This is a genomic window from Lysinibacillus sp. NPDC056232 (assembly GCF_042267565.1).
GTDB lineage: Bacteria > Bacillota > Bacilli > Bacillales_A > Planococcaceae > Lysinibacillus.
In genome coordinates, this window is sequence record NZ_JBHJTF010000049.1 from 1 (window position 1) to 14,103 (window position 14,103).

The 14,103-nt window shown below is 35.4% G+C and carries 15 protein-coding genes; 12 read left to right on the forward strand and 3 right to left on the reverse strand.

Annotated features, from left to right (window positions below):
- The 3 genes from ACFCYJ_RS23920 to ACFCYJ_RS23930 all read left to right on the forward strand — a co-directional run.
- Positions 1-311: hypothetical protein (locus tag ACFCYJ_RS23920; RefSeq protein WP_376077932.1), on the forward strand; the 311-nt coding region annotated here is incomplete at its 5' end.
- Positions 312-336: 25 nt separating this feature from the next.
- The gene (locus tag ACFCYJ_RS23925) at positions 337-1,038 is read left to right on the forward strand and encodes a response regulator transcription factor (RefSeq protein ID WP_376077935.1); all 702 of its coding nucleotides are present in this window, start codon (positions 337-339) and stop codon (positions 1,036-1,038) included.
- Positions 1,022-2,539, forward strand: a complete 1,518-nt coding sequence (locus ACFCYJ_RS23930; RefSeq protein ID WP_376077937.1) for a sensor histidine kinase — start codon at positions 1,022-1,024, stop codon at positions 2,537-2,539. Before ACFCYJ_RS23925 ends, ACFCYJ_RS23930 begins: the two co-directional genes overlap by 17 nt.
- Before the next feature lie 41 nt (positions 2,540-2,580).
- Here the strand turns inward: ACFCYJ_RS23930 and ACFCYJ_RS23935 are convergent, their stop codons facing one another.
- On the reverse strand, positions 2,581-2,889 hold the full coding sequence (locus ACFCYJ_RS23935; protein ID WP_376077939.1) for a hypothetical protein: 309 nt from the start codon (positions 2,887-2,889) through the stop codon (positions 2,581-2,583).
- A gap of 739 nt (positions 2,890-3,628) precedes the next feature.
- On the opposite strand from ACFCYJ_RS23935, the gene ACFCYJ_RS23940 reads away from it, so the two are divergent.
- The 6 genes from ACFCYJ_RS23940 (at position 3,629) to ACFCYJ_RS23965 (ending at position 10,265) form a co-directional block, all read left to right on the forward strand.
- Positions 3,629-4,375, forward strand: coding sequence for a hypothetical protein (locus tag ACFCYJ_RS23940; RefSeq protein ID WP_376077942.1), 747 nt, complete (start codon positions 3,629-3,631; stop codon positions 4,373-4,375).
- Positions 4,376-4,639: 264 nt separating this feature from the next.
- The gene (locus tag ACFCYJ_RS23945; protein ID WP_376077944.1) at positions 4,640-5,734 is read left to right on the forward strand and encodes a sensor histidine kinase; all 1,095 of its coding nucleotides are present in this window, start codon (positions 4,640-4,642) and stop codon (positions 5,732-5,734) included.
- Entirely contained in the window at positions 5,735-6,379 is a 645-nt protein-coding gene (locus tag ACFCYJ_RS23950) for a response regulator (RefSeq protein WP_376077947.1), read from the forward strand.
- A gap of 590 nt (positions 6,380-6,969) precedes the next feature.
- Complete coding sequence (locus tag ACFCYJ_RS23955; protein WP_376077950.1) at positions 6,970-7,902, forward strand: ABC transporter ATP-binding protein; 933 nt, start codon at positions 6,970-6,972, stop codon at positions 7,900-7,902.
- Between the two features lie 12 nt (positions 7,903-7,914).
- On the forward strand, positions 7,915-9,168 hold the full coding sequence (locus ACFCYJ_RS23960) for an ABC transporter permease (protein ID WP_376077953.1): 1,254 nt from the start codon (positions 7,915-7,917) through the stop codon (positions 9,166-9,168).
- On the forward strand, positions 9,165-10,265 hold the full coding sequence (locus ACFCYJ_RS23965) for an ABC transporter permease (protein WP_376077955.1): 1,101 nt from the start codon (positions 9,165-9,167) through the stop codon (positions 10,263-10,265). The genes ACFCYJ_RS23960 and ACFCYJ_RS23965 overlap by 4 nt, the downstream gene beginning before the upstream one ends.
- 257 nt (positions 10,266-10,522) lie before the next feature.
- On the opposite strand, the gene ACFCYJ_RS23970 is transcribed toward ACFCYJ_RS23965, so the two are convergent.
- Complete coding sequence (locus ACFCYJ_RS23970; RefSeq protein ID WP_370076101.1) at positions 10,523-11,383, reverse strand: YitT family protein; 861 nt, start codon at positions 11,381-11,383, stop codon at positions 10,523-10,525.
- 34 nt (positions 11,384-11,417) lie between these two features.
- Positions 11,418-11,957 (reverse strand): helix-turn-helix domain-containing protein, encoded by a 540-nt coding sequence (locus ACFCYJ_RS23975; protein ID WP_376077958.1) that lies wholly within the window; start codon positions 11,955-11,957, stop codon positions 11,418-11,420.
- Between the two features lie 201 nt (positions 11,958-12,158).
- On the opposite strand from ACFCYJ_RS23975, the gene ACFCYJ_RS23980 reads away from it, so the two are divergent.
- The 3 genes from ACFCYJ_RS23980 to ACFCYJ_RS23990 are packed head-to-tail and all read left to right on the forward strand — an operon-like array spanning position 12,159 to position 14,080.
- On the forward strand, positions 12,159-12,410 hold the full coding sequence (locus tag ACFCYJ_RS23980; RefSeq protein ID WP_376077961.1) for a PLD nuclease N-terminal domain-containing protein: 252 nt from the start codon (positions 12,159-12,161) through the stop codon (positions 12,408-12,410).
- Positions 12,394-13,296, forward strand: coding sequence for an ABC transporter ATP-binding protein (locus tag ACFCYJ_RS23985; protein WP_376077964.1), 903 nt, complete (start codon positions 12,394-12,396; stop codon positions 13,294-13,296). The genes ACFCYJ_RS23980 and ACFCYJ_RS23985 overlap by 17 nt, the downstream gene beginning before the upstream one ends.
- Positions 13,297-13,300: 4 nt before the next feature.
- On the forward strand, positions 13,301-14,080 hold the full coding sequence (locus ACFCYJ_RS23990) for an ABC transporter permease (protein ID WP_376077966.1): 780 nt from the start codon (positions 13,301-13,303) through the stop codon (positions 14,078-14,080).
- Positions 14,081-14,103 lie beyond the last annotated feature (23 nt).

Consider the following 14,103-nt stretch of genomic DNA (forward strand, 5'->3'; position numbering starts at 1 on the left):
AAAGCGAAGCGGCAGCAACAAATATTTTATCTGTGCGAAAGCGAAGCGGCAGCAACAAATATTTTATCTGTGCGAAAGCGAAGCGGCAGCAACAATTGTTTTATCTGTGCGAAAGCGTAGCGACAGCAACAATTGTTTTATCTGTGCGAAAGCGTAGCGACAGCAACAAATATTTTATCTGTGCGAAAGCGAAGCGACAGCAACAAATATTTTATCTGTGCGAAAGCGTAGCGACAGCAACAACAAAGCGCTCAGTCGGAACGGAAATCAACCCCACGTTATGGTTCAGATTAAAATATCTGATATTTTAATATAATTTGAAATTGGTGGGATTAGATGACTAAAGAAACAATACTGATAGTTGATGATGAAAAAGAGATTAGAAATCTTATTGCCATTTATTTAAAAAATGAAGGCTATGAAATTCTAGAAGCAAGTGATGGAGAAGAGGGTTTGAGTCTTTTAAAAAAGCATAAAGTACATTTAATTGTCCTAGATATTATGATGCCGAACGTGGATGGCATTGAAATGTGTATGAAGGTAAGGGAAATCGCCGAAATGCCAATTATTATGCTGTCAGCAAAGTCTCAGGATATGGATAAAATCGTTGGATTAACATTAGGGGCAGATGATTATGTAACAAAGCCCTTTAACCCATTAGAGCTAGTTGCGCGCATAAAATCTCAGCTTCGTAGATATATCAAAATGAATCGTTCAGATATGATGGACGAGAATGAGATAGAGATTGGTGATATGCGAATCAGTACAGACACACATGAAGTAATCGTCAACAATGAAAAGATAAAGCTTACGCCAAGGGAGTTTTCAATTCTTGAGTTGCTTGCAAGAAATCAAGGCATAGTCATGAGCGCTGAGCAAATTTACGAAAAAGTTTGGAAGGAAGAGGCTATACAGTCTGAAAATACGGTAATGGTACATATACGAAAAATTCGAGAAAGAATTGAGACAAATCCAAGAAATCCTCAATATATTAAAACAGTATGGGGAGTAGGTTATAAAATTGAGAAAGATCATTAAGCCATTCAAATACTTACTAAGCAAACTTAAATTATTTATAGTGAATGCCATTACAAAAGTTCGGGAAAGTATTAGAATTCAACTTTTAACAACCTTTATCCTTTGTGCATTTCTCGGTTTACTTGTTGCACGATTTACTCTACCGTATGTTGGGAATCCAACACCTACCATTGACTATAGTGGAGATATGCAGCAAATAAATTTTCAAGCACAGCAAGCGGCAGATTTGGCTGTTAGTGAAAATAGTGTCGAAACTATACTGCAAATGATTGAAGCAGAAAATGAAAAACTGAAATTGACAGAGCATGCGTTGAAAGTGTTAGTTACCGATGAGCACGGGAAAGTTTTGTATAAAACAAAGCAAGCGGAAGAGGAGCAAATTGATGTACATAATAAGATTCGTCATGTAATGGATTTTGCAATCAATAATCCACTCTATAATTTTAATTATGATATACCTACAGTCAAGCAATCGCGTAAAGAAATTATTGCCTTTTATCCAATAACTATAGAAGATAAAAATTTATATTTGTTTGTCAGTGGTATTCCATCAGGCGTACTTATTAAAAGCATTACAGAGGGTCCTGTTCCTGTATTAATCGGAATTGCTGTTTTTACTCTTTCATTCCTTTATTTAACAAAACGAAAAATGAAACAAATTGAGTTGTTGGCAAAGGGGGTAAAGGAAATTGCAAAAGGAAATTTAAGCTATCGAATTGAGAAAAAGGGAATGGATGAAATCGCTTTATTAACTGAGAATGTTAATCATATGGCCGAAGCAATTATGACAAATATTGAGATGGAACGAAGGATTGAAAAACAAAAAAATGAATTAATTACTAATGTTTCACATGACCTACGAACACCACTTACTTCGATTATCGGCTATTTACGATTGTTAAGAGATGAAAGGTATGACACGAAGGAGCAATATGATGAGTATGTAAAGATTGCTTTCTCAAAATCCGAACAGTTAAAAAACCTGATTGAAGATTTATTTGAATATACGAAGCTAACGAATGAAAGCATTGTCCTTGGGCAACAAGAGGTATGTATGAATGAGCTTCTCGATCAGTTAATTGAGGAGTTGATTCCGCAAGCGGAGGAAAACCATCGTACATTTATTAAAAATTTCTCAGAGGAACGGATCTTTGCTACAGTGGATTCTGAAAAAATTGTTAGGGTCTTTGATAATTTATTAATGAATGCCATTAAATATAGTACGGGTGACGGTGAGATTTTTGTTTCTCTTGAAAGAAAAGAAAGGTATGTTCATATTTGTGTTGCTAATGAAAGTAATGAATTTACATCTGAAGAGCTAATGAGCTTATTTGATCGTTTTTATAAAAAAGATCAATCTAGAACAAGTGCAGCGGAAGGTTCTGGACTTGGACTTGCTATAGCTAAGAGCATTGTAGAACTACATGGTGGCAAAATTGACACGAAGTATAAGGATGGTATGCTGCAGTTTATCATCGAATTGCCTGTTATAGTTTCATAAAAATAGTAAGGTAGCATTTATTAGAGAAATGCTACCTTTTTTTATGGGCGAATTTGTTGCTCAATAGTGAGAATATGATTGTCATTAGAGTGGGGAAGAAGCTTTTGCAAGTGCATTAAAATATTATTGTCTTTCGTAACAATTTGAATTTCCGTATAGCGATATTGTTGTTGGACTTCTTGAACATATTCTGTAATTTTCAATAAATGAAGAGGATCTTTCATTTCTACTTCTACAAAAAAAGGTAGTGTTAATTGATGTAAACTTAAGCAACCGCGACGAATCCAAATCGCTTCATTAATGTAATAACGGATAGGTAACTGACGATTACTTGCGATAAATAAATCCATTTATGTCTCCTTTTTTATATCTTGATGTTAATAGTGATGGATAGAATTCATAAAGCGTGGATAGAACCGTCAAAGTGACGGATAGAACCCTCAAAATGATGGATAGACCCTTCAAAATGATGGATAGAACCCTCAATGATAATCACATGCATCAATCGACTCTAGAATATATTTTAACGCAATTGATTGTACTTCGTCATTGCATAAATAAATCAATCAATCAATCAAGTAGGGAATTTGAGTATGTGTTGTTGTTAGTATGTGTAGCGGCAATGACTGTGTATTCATATATCTCTCTCTCCATTGCACGTGGGTAAAGTTACACCTAGCACAGCAACAATGTGGCCAATGATTCCGTTGAGGGTGCCAAATTCTATACGCTGCTTTTGTCCCACCCTACGACATGAAGTATGGCGAAACTATCTTTGTATGGTTTGTTGTCGAGATTTTGGACTAAGTTTGCACAGCGATATGGCTATGTGAGAATCGTATTGATTTCTATGCTATTTCAACTTTATTTACGTTCAAAGAGGTATTTTCAATATTGAGGTTATCAGAACCACTAAGCAAGTTTATTCAAGAATTTCTTTTCTAATTACGTCAATACTAGAAGTTATATCCGGCTGTAAAAGGGGACATATTGATGAAGAAAATAATGCTATTTACATTATTGCTACTTTTTGCAGTTTGCTTTAGACCACTATTTGTTCATGCTAACGAGAACCCGAAAGAGGACTTAATGAAAATTGTAAGTAGGTTTATGCCATCGAATGCGTCCCTTGTAAGCCCTGAAAATCCATTCTCCACATTGCCAATTCAACTCTATGACTTTGACCACGATGGACAGAAAGAAATAATATTTACTTTTAAAATTAAAGCAAAAAATCAACCAACGCCTTCTCAGTTTGGATCAATAGTGTTGAAAAAACACAATTCAGATTGGAGAAAGATTTGGGAAACTAAAATGCAAGGAGTCGATTTGGATTTTTCAGGTTTGGTAGATATTACTGGTGATGGCACAAAAGAATATTTATTTGGTGTTACAATTGGAGCGGCAATGGGTAGCGAACTTCAAGTGTTTCAATGGATCAATAACTCATTCCAAAAGATTGCTGATGTTCCTTATCATAAAATGGATTTTGTGAATGGAAAACAAAAAGTCGGTTTAGCAATTTGGCAAATGTATATTGGCGATAGTTATTTAGTGGATGTACTAAAATGGAATGGTGAAAAGTTGGTCTATAACGAAGGATTATATTCTAAATACTATCCGATCATCGAAAAGTTTTATAAAGATAAAATTTCAAAAATGGATGCATGGTTTTATTGGTATTGCCTTGCAGATGCCCAAATCAAAGCAAATAAATTTGAAGAAGCATCTAAATCGATTCAAAAGGGTATTTCGTTAGTTAAAAAATCATCAATGCGAGAAGTAATCCAAGACTTTAATGATTTAACTGAAAGGCTGGAGAACAAGAGAAAATAAAAGAAAGCTTAATAACGGTCAGTTTCCTAAATGAGCTGTATAGCGTCACAAAATTCCTCAGAAAACGGACTGTTATGTATATGAAACTATAGAGCGAGTAAAATGTTCACTAAACATGAGATGACAAGCTCTAATGTCCAAAAACACTAGACATGTTGATGATTAAGTCTAGTGTTTTTTTATTGATATTTGTAAATTAAGACATTTTAAGGAATTGGAGATGTATAATAGGTTGGAAATAATAGAATAGGGAGGAGTCTATCTATGAAATATTTTCTCTTTCGCATTAGTTGTATATTGCTATTAATGACAATTTTCCTAGTTCATACTTATTACACGGATGCATCATTGACAGCCGCTTTTTTCATCTGTACGGCCATCTTAACTTTATATTTCATCACACCTCTTTTGAGAAAGTTGCGAATTATAAGTTACATAACGATTGTTCTTATATTATTTTGTAGCGTATTCTTTTCACTTCAAATATTGTATGCATTGCCGATTTTGGCTTTCTTTATAATAGAGGGCGCTTTTCTACTACAGGCAAAATTTTATTATATTCTTATAGGCAGCTTGACTGTTATCGGTATGATATTTGTTCTGTTACAATGGCTGCCAATATACGGGCTGCTAATGCTAATTGCTCTTTCTGTATGCTCATTGGTGATGCATCATTACATGCAAGCACACAGTGAAAAAAATATTTTGTACAAAGAATTATTAGGGCAATATCGTGCATTAAAACGTCTATCCGTTGAGCAAGATCAGCTTGTCCGAGCAGAGGAGCGCACAAAAATTGCCCGTGATATACACGATTCAGTAGGACATAATTTAACGGCATTACTTATGCAAGCAGAGATAATATCTATTCGGTATGGGCATGACGAGTTAGATGATATTAAGCAATTAGCGCGCAAAAGTTTAAACGAAACAAGGTATGCGGTTCGGCAGTTAAAATCGAGCGAGGCATATGGCATTTCATCGGTGCTACATTTAATTCGAAGGCTAGAGATGGAAAGTCGTTTACATATTCGCTTTACTATTGAGAAGGGAGTGCTGTCATTACCGATTTCCAATAAGCAAAGCATAGTGCTTTATCGCGTTTTACAAGAATGTTTAACAAATGCGATGAAATATAGTGATTCAAAGGAAGTCGACATCATTTTAGGGAAAGATTCATTACAACATATTAGTTTTCAAGTAAAAAACAAATCAATGAAGCAGACACCGTTTGTTTATGGTTTTGGACTAAAAAATATGACGGAACGAATCCAGGAAATTGGCGGAGAGCTACGCATATATAAAACACAGCAACAATTTATTGTAGATGGATCTTTTCCGATGAAGGAGAGAGTTTGAATGAAAAAACGAATTTTACTAGTTGAAGATCAAACTATTGTACGAAATGGTCTAAAAATGATGATTGAGCAAGATGAGACATTGCAAATTACGGCAGAAGCAAGCAATGGGCGGGAGGCTTTAGTATTACTTGAGAAAGTATATGTCGATCTTGTGTTAATGGATATACGCATGCCAGAAATGAGTGGAATAGAGGCGACAAAGCATATACGCAGTCATTTTCCAAATGTAAAAATACTGATTTTGACAACATTTGATGATGAAGAGTATGCCTTTCAAACATTAAAAGATGGTGCAAGTGGCTTTCTTGTCAAGTCGTCTGAGCCAGCAAAGCTAATAGCGAGCATTCATAGTGTATTAGATGGGGGCATGGTCATTCAAGAAGATGTTGCCGCCAAGCTAATGCCTAGGTTATTGCAACAAACGACTACAAAAGTCTCAACAACACAGCTTTCTACGCTAACAGAACGTGAATTAACGATTATTCAATTAATAGGGGAGGGTAAAACCAATAAAGAAATTGCGGATTCGTTATTTTTATCGGTCGGTACAGTGAAAAATCATCTTACCCATATTTTACAGAAGCTTGCACTAAGAGATCGGACACAGTTAGCGATTTATGCTGTACGGAATGGAATTGTTTGAGACTCCCACCCCTAAAGGGACAAGCTGACTAATGTCAGTGGGATTCCTGAGTAACTAAGCGTTCGCAGTCCATTTCTGTTTTGAACAGCTCTCAAGATTGGGGTATCCCATTACCCCTCCCTATCCAGTGCATATAGCAGATAGGGCTACGCTACTGTTACCATGGCGTATAGATGGTTTCGTACGATGTGTTTTAGCGTCTTTTTCATGACGACACATATTGTTTTACCGATAGCATGAATTAGGCTATCGAACCGCATACAATATCCAATTTTCAATGAACGAGCGTGTTTTATAGACTTTTACTTGTCTATACATGAAGTATAACACCCTTTCAGACAATTGAGGTAGCAAAAGTTACCTTTTGTCTGACCTTACTTTCATCCCATGTCTAAAGACGGGCTACACCCTGCATGGGCTTTCTCGTTCGGAAAATCTGTAAAGCATGCTATAAGCATTCATAATGAATTTCGTTTGGCAAACCTTACTCGTCCAGTATAAAAAATGACTTCAGTCATTGCCTTTTATGACGGAAGCTAGTCGTCTAGTCATTATGCAACTGTTATTCTTTAGAGAAAGGGGGCTGTTGAATGATTGAAGTAGTTAATCTAACAAAAACATTTAAAAAAGTAAACGCTGTTGATGACGTGAGCCTATACATTGAGCCTGGCGAAATTGTTGGACTTCTTGGACCGAATGGTGCTGGCAAATCAACGACAATTGCGATGATGTCGACTTTGATTCAACCAACAACGGGTGATGTCTTATTACAGCATAATAGCATTTTAAAAAATCCAACTTCCTTACGAAAAGTACTAGGGGTTGTACCGCAAGAAATTGCCTTGTATGAGGAACTGACAGCACGTGAGAATTTGGAGTTTTTTGGGGATGTCTACAAAATTCCGCGTCTGAAATTGCAAGAACGGGTTCGTATAGTACTTGCACAAATCGGACTCGAAAATGAGCCGAAAAAACTTATCAAACATTATTCTGGAGGGATGAAAAGACGTTTAAATATAGGTGTTGCCTTACTGCACGAACCTGAATATTTAATTATGGATGAGCCGACAGTTGGCATTGACCCGCAATCGAGAAAGTATATTTTAGAAACTGTGAAGAGGCTGAATCAAGAAGCCAATACAGCGATTATTTATACGAGTCATTACATGGAGGAAGTCGAGTATTTATGTGATCGCATTTATATTATGGATAAAGGGCATATAATTGCAGCTGGTAAAAAGGAAGAAATTAAGGCGATATTATCTTCAGAGAAAACGATTGTTTTAAAGCTAGAAAAGCATTCAAATGATTTTGTTGATGCGCTTATGAAACAAGGCTTTTTATCAAATTTTCAGGTAAAGGATGCAGATATTTCCTTTAGTGTAGCGAAAAATACCGATTTCCTTCCAATGTTATTACCTTTATGTGAGAAGCATGACATTGTTCTTAAAAGTTTCCATGTCAAAGAGCCGACATTGGAAGATGTGTTTTTACATTTAACCGGTAGAGCATTAAGGAATTAGGGGGGAACCGTGATGTTTTTAGCACTTATTCGTAAACAGTTAAAAGTATTGTGGCGTCACCCTCAAGAGTTGGTAATTTTACTATTAATGCCGATAGGACTTATATCTATAATAAGTTTTGCATTAGGCTCATTAATGGAGGGAGATAGTAATCCAATTGATGTAAAGCTTGCAATTGTGCAACATGAGGATGAGCAACAAGAATTGGCGGCATTTTTGCAGGAATCACAAGGAGAGATGTGGGCTGATGTACATTCACGGGAAAGCCTTAAACAAATGCTACCCATTTCTCTGCTCTTGCAATTGCTAGAGCAGGAAGATATGCAACAATTTATTACTGTCTCCCAGATTACTTCAAGTGATTTGAACGCGCTTAAAAAAGAAGGAAAGTACGATGTAATACTTGAAATACCAGCTGGATTTACAAAGCAATTTTATACATCACTTTTCGTGAAAGGAGAAATTCCAGCCTTACATGTGTATATAAACGAACAGAAAGAAATAGCTTCAACGATTGTACAAAATATTTTGGAGTCATTTCAATATCAATATACGCTTATGGCAGAGCTTAGTTCAAAAGGGTTATTAACGCAGGATGTTAAATTGCCGACAGCAGATACTTCATCTACCGTTCAGACGGTGAATCAACAGGAGCCCGTCTCAACGAGTGTATATTATACGTTTAGTATGACTGTCATGTTTATTTTATATATAGCAGGGACAATCGCTAGTCAAGCATTCTTAGAAAAGCATATGCATATTTTTGATCGTATTTTACTAGCAAATATACAGCCTATGATTTATTTATTATCGATTATTGTTTCAACTGTTATTTTGTCATTCATTCAAGTGTCCATTGTATTTGTAGTTGTCTATCTTATGCTTGATATTTCATTTGTACAATTGCCCTTACATTTACTCGTGACATTGCTACTGGCAATTGTTGTTGGGAGTATTGCTGCATTACTATCAGCAGCTAACTACCGCTTTAATTCGGCAGAGTTTTCTAATGTGTTTGGCTCGGTTATCGTATCAATTTTAGCTTTATTCGGTGGTAGCTTCTTTAATTTAAGTACCTTTGCACCAACTCTTGCGAAAATTGGGAGTTGGACACCGAATGGAGCAGCTTTACAAAGTTATTTAACGATACAGCAAGGTGGAGGGCTTGGCCAGATTTCATCTTATTTATGGATATTAACGGCTGTAGCAGTGATTTGTACAGCAATCGCCTTTTTATTGTTCCCGAGAAGAGGTGGTATTGCATGATCAATATACTCAAGACAAAATTTTTATTATTAAAAAGAAAGCCTAGCTCTTTAATCGCAACTACTATTATTATATGTCTTTATGCGTATTTGATAGGGCATGGACAACAAACAAAGCAGCCGGTTGCTGTCCATTCGACTTTGAGTGAGGAAATGACAAAGCAAGTATTGACTGAGTTAGAAAGTAATAAAAATTACGAATTTACGATTTATAGTCAGGATGAAGCAACACAATTAGTTGAAGCGGGTAAAGTTGATGTAGCAATTTTTTTACAGGAAGCAGGCTATGAGTTACTGGTGGCTGTTGATTTTATGAATTCCAAATTGGTTCAATATGAACTAGACCGAATTTATAGTCAGGTGGTTCAAAATGATGCGATGATAAAAGCTTTTCCTACAGATTTGCAAGATGAGGTAACAAGTGCGATCGCAGTAGCGAAAACAGCCCCATCATTTGAAATTCAGTATACAAACTTTTCTAATGAAAAAGGATTTAAATGGGATTCCGGACTTCACACCCTAATTGGCTTTGCACTGTTTATGGTTATTTATACGGTAGCCAACGGTGTCAATCATATCGTCATGGAGCGTAGAAATGGCATTTGGAATCGTTTAACAGTCTCAAGTATTAGTAAATGGGAAGTATATACAGCTAACCTAGCTTATGCGTTTTTATTAGGCTATCTTCAAATCGTATTAGTATTTTGCATTTTTTATTTTGGCGTTGGTGTAGAGTTTTACGGAGGGTTTGTAGCAAGTTTAATTGCAGTCATACCGTATTTGTTGTGTATCGTTGCCCTATCCATATTTATCGCCTCAATTACGAATACACCTAGTAAATTTAATACAGTGATGGCGTTCCTTGCAGTACCATTTGCAATGCTAGGTGGCGCCTACTGGCCATTAGAAATCGTTTCTTCTAAAGTAATTTTAGCTCTATCTTATATTTCACCAATCACATATGGTTTAGAGATTTTAAAAGGTGTGACGATTAATGCTAGTTCTTATGTAGAGTTATTACAGCCTTTAAGCCTATTATTATTTATGACAGTCGTATTTATGGGCATTGGCATTAGTGTCCTGGAGAAGAAAAGCTAAAGTTTAGCTAACTCCTCTTGCAAAAAGTTAGTTATCTTCTGGATTGAAGAATGTAGTTCAATTGACTTCTGCCATGTTGGGTCTGTTTAACTTCTTTCAGCGGGTGTCACGCAATTATGCAGAGGCATAATTAATGTACGCTAAACCCAGCGTAATGTATCTTCAACTGTAAATGTAGTCATAAAAAATACTGCCCCCCAATTGTTAGATATCTAACAGTTGGGGGGCAGTTCAAAAACGACTTGCTTACCTTTTATTTAGTGAATATCACGCTTTTTGAAGTTCCCACCACGTACCTCTGAAACATCAGAAATAACTACGAAGGCACCTTCATCAATATCTTTAATAATCGATACAAGTTTATTTTCTTCCATACGGTTAATGACACAGTTTAATATATCAGTAGGTTCATTGGAGAAACCGCCACGCCCTTTAGTATATGTAACACCACGTCCTAAACGAGCTTGAATCGCATCACCAATTTCCTCTGATTTTGCACTGACAACACGAACATCTTTTGATTTTTCTAAACCTACTTGAATAATATCGATAACGTTTTTCGCAATATAGTACGTTAAAGCTGAGTATAATGCGCTTTCTAAGCCAAAAATAAAGCTTGCCCCTAAGAAAATAAAGGCATTAATAAATAATATAATATCCCCGACTGAAAACGGAATTTTACGTGATAGTAACACGGCTAAAACCTCAGAGCCATCTAAAGCACCACCGTTACGTAAGACAATCCCAATCCCAACACCTAGTAGCATACCACCAGATAAAACAATTAATAACGGATCATTTGGACCTAAAATTGTTTTAACATCATGCATAAGCACTGTGGAAATAGAGAGAGCTGCTATTCCAGCACTACTCATCAATGCAAAAGTTTTACCTACTTGTTTGTAACCAATCCAAATAAAAGGAATGTTTAATACAAAGAGCAGTACGCCTAATGGAATACCAAAGAGGTGTGCGCCCATAATACTAATACCTGTCACGCCACCATCAATGACATCGTTCGGAATTAATACCGCTTCTAGTCCATATGCTGCGATGATGGCGCCAATTATAATCATGATAAATTTTCGTGTGTTTTCTACTGTCTTTCTTCTTTTCATAAATCTTCTCCATTTCTTTACGTAAAAATATTACTTAAGGTTTTGGAATAATATTTATAGCAATTGTTTTTGTCTCAGTCTCTTTGCTTGAGTCGGCCATATTATAGTATTTAATTATTAAATCGTTTAATTCATTTTCAAAACTCACAAATTGATCAGTCGTTAATGTCAAATCGATAAATGAAAAAGTTGATAAATCTGTAAGTCTTTCTTCTTCATCAAGTAAATTTAAATAATTTTGATATTGAGATAGTAAAGCTAATTGATAGTTGGAAACATAATTTAATTTTTGTTTGATCGTTAGTTGTGTCCAATCCTCCTGACTAAGTTTTTCTGCTCCTTCATTTAATGCATAAAATTTTTCTGTAACAGAACGTACTTTTCGCTCTTTCACAATTTTTATGATGCTTTCATCCATTAAAATTTGGATGTGACGATACAAAGTAGCTTGAGGTACATCCTTTATGATAGAAATCATCTCCAAAGTGCTTAAACCTTCTTCTTTATCGTGCATTAGAGCTTGTAAAATTTTCATTCTCACAGGGTGCATTAAAACCTCTGCTTTATTCCGCATAAAAACGATCCTCCTATCAGATGGAATCAAGGGAAGCAATCAAATGTTATCAATATGAGAACATTATCAATAAATATACTATATATTTTTTTTACAGATGTACAGTAGAAAGGTAATGAAATTTTTTACATCATCTGTTATCATTATTGATAATGATAATGATAATGATAATGATAATGATAATGAATGGGGGTTTTAGGCATGAAATTACACTATGGTTTTGATGAGTTAAGCCAACTGGATTGGGCAAGTATACTTCCAATCATTTTGCCATTTTTATTCGTAGGATTTGTTCTAATCATTGTTGCCTTATTCGATTTATATCGGCACCGAGATACGCGAGGAAACATACTGATGTGGACAATTATTATTTTGTTCTGTAACTCAATTGGTTCTGTTCTATACTTCATTATTGGTAGGAAGGATGTAAATAAACGTGCGCTTAGAGATTAAAAATATTACGAAAAAGTTTAAACAAAAAACAGCCGTGAATGATTTTTCAATGGTCATTGATGCTAATGAGTGTGTCGGATTAATTGGACCAAATGGAGCAGGGAAATCAACATTAATTCAAATCATTGCCGACATTCTGATTGCAGATAAAGGAGAAGTTCTTCTTAATGGTCAAAAGATTTCATCTATGAAAAATCACATTGGTTATTTACCTCAGTATCCTAATTTTTTCTCATGGATGACAGCATTTGAAACATTGTCCTTTATGGGAACACTTTCAGGCATATCAAAAAATGAATTGCAGAACGAAATTCCATTACTTTTAGAAAAGGTCGGCTTAGGGAAAGAAGCACATATTCATGTCGGGACATTTTCAGGTGGTATGAAGCAACGCCTTGGCATTGCACAAGCATTGTTACATAAGCCAGCTTTAATGATTATGGATGAACCGGTATCAGCGCTAGATCCAATAGGCAGAAGAGAAGTGTTAAATCTATTAAAAGAGATAAAAAAAGAAACGACAGTTTTTATATCAACGCATATATTGAGCGATGCGGAGGAAATTTGTGAGCGCTTTGTGATGATTAAAAATGGTCACAAAATAGAGGATGCTACAAAATCAGAGTTACTTGAGCGCCATCAAGAATCAGCTATCTTTTTAATGATTCGCAAGGTAGATTTTCAGTGGTTAACAATGCTTGAACAATTATCTTATGTGCAGAAAATCGAAAGCTATGGAAATGGTTTCAAAATACACGTTGAAAATTTGGAAACAGATGCTAATCGATTAATACAGCACGGACTGGATTCAAAAGTGATGTTTACTAAATTTGAAGTGGGTATTCAAGACAATCTAGAAGAAATCTTTTTAGAATTGGTGGTGTAAGTGAATGAATGCTTTTATCGAATTAAGCAAAAAAGAAGTACATCAAATGGCAAGGGAGTTTAAAATATTGTGGCTCCCAATCGTATTTATTTTACTAGGGATAACACAACCGATTATGATGTATTATTTACCTGTTATTTTACAATCAGCTGGTGGTGTTCAAGGTATAATAATTGATCCTACGATGGCAAAGCCTGTGGGACAGGAGGTACTTGCTTCAACATTAAATTCACAGTTCGATCAGCTAGGTATTATTATTCTGGTCGTTGCCACTATGAGTATTATTCAAGGGGAAAAAGCAAATGGCATGATGGCATTTATCTTAACAAGGCCAGTATCGATATCATCTTATTTAAATAGTAAAATCATCATTCATTATATATTGGCTGTTATATGTATAGCTCTTGGCTATGCAGCATCCTATGGCTATTCAGCGTATTTATTTACTACTGTTCCTATGACACAAGCTATGTGGGCTTTTGCATTTTATTGTGTTTGGCTGTTATTCATCATAACGTTTGTTGCGATGATGAGTACATTTTTTAAAAGTCCTGCATTTATTGCACTAATAAGTATCGTTGTCCTATTAATATGTCGTTTTATCGCTGGGCTACATCCATTAATGGACATTGTTAATCCTGCTAGTAATAGTATGTATGCAACAAATATTCTAATGTCGGGTGATGTGGGATCTTGGTATGGCATCAATATTATAGTAACACTGCTGTTAGTTGTATTGATGATCATTACTATGCAAAGTTTCATTGCGAAAAAGAAATTTTAACTTCTTTCAGCAGATGTTTTCTG

Excerpts from the sequence above, each read along its gene's own strand:
- ACFCYJ_RS23980 (WP_376077961.1), top strand. The coding sequence starts at position 12,159 with ATGAAATTACACTATGGTTTTGATGAGTTAAGCCAACTGGATTGGGCA.
- ACFCYJ_RS23960 (WP_376077953.1), top strand. The coding sequence starts at position 7,915 with ATGTTTTTAGCACTTATTCGTAAACAGTTAAAAGTATTGTGGCGTCAC.
- ACFCYJ_RS23935 (WP_376077939.1), bottom strand. The coding sequence starts at position 2,889 with ATGGATTTATTTATCGCAAGTAATCGTCAGTTACCTATCCGTTATTAC.
- ACFCYJ_RS23965 (WP_376077955.1), top strand. The coding sequence starts at position 9,165 with ATGATCAATATACTCAAGACAAAATTTTTATTATTAAAAAGAAAGCCT.
- ACFCYJ_RS23955 (WP_376077950.1), top strand. The coding sequence starts at position 6,970 with ATGATTGAAGTAGTTAATCTAACAAAAACATTTAAAAAAGTAAACGCT.
- ACFCYJ_RS23950 (WP_376077947.1), top strand. The coding sequence starts at position 5,735 with ATGAAAAAACGAATTTTACTAGTTGAAGATCAAACTATTGTACGAAAT.
- ACFCYJ_RS23945 (WP_376077944.1), top strand. The coding sequence starts at position 4,640 with ATGAAATATTTTCTCTTTCGCATTAGTTGTATATTGCTATTAATGACA.
- ACFCYJ_RS23990 (WP_376077966.1), top strand. The coding sequence starts at position 13,301 with ATGAATGCTTTTATCGAATTAAGCAAAAAAGAAGTACATCAAATGGCA.
- ACFCYJ_RS23940 (WP_376077942.1), top strand. The coding sequence starts at position 3,629 with ATGAAAATTGTAAGTAGGTTTATGCCATCGAATGCGTCCCTTGTAAGC.
- ACFCYJ_RS23970 (WP_370076101.1), bottom strand. The coding sequence starts at position 11,383 with ATGAAAAGAAGAAAGACAGTAGAAAACACACGAAAATTTATCATGATT.
- ACFCYJ_RS23925 (WP_376077935.1), top strand. The coding sequence starts at position 337 with ATGACTAAAGAAACAATACTGATAGTTGATGATGAAAAAGAGATTAGA.
- ACFCYJ_RS23975 (WP_376077958.1), bottom strand. The coding sequence starts at position 11,957 with ATGCGGAATAAAGCAGAGGTTTTAATGCACCCTGTGAGAATGAAAATT.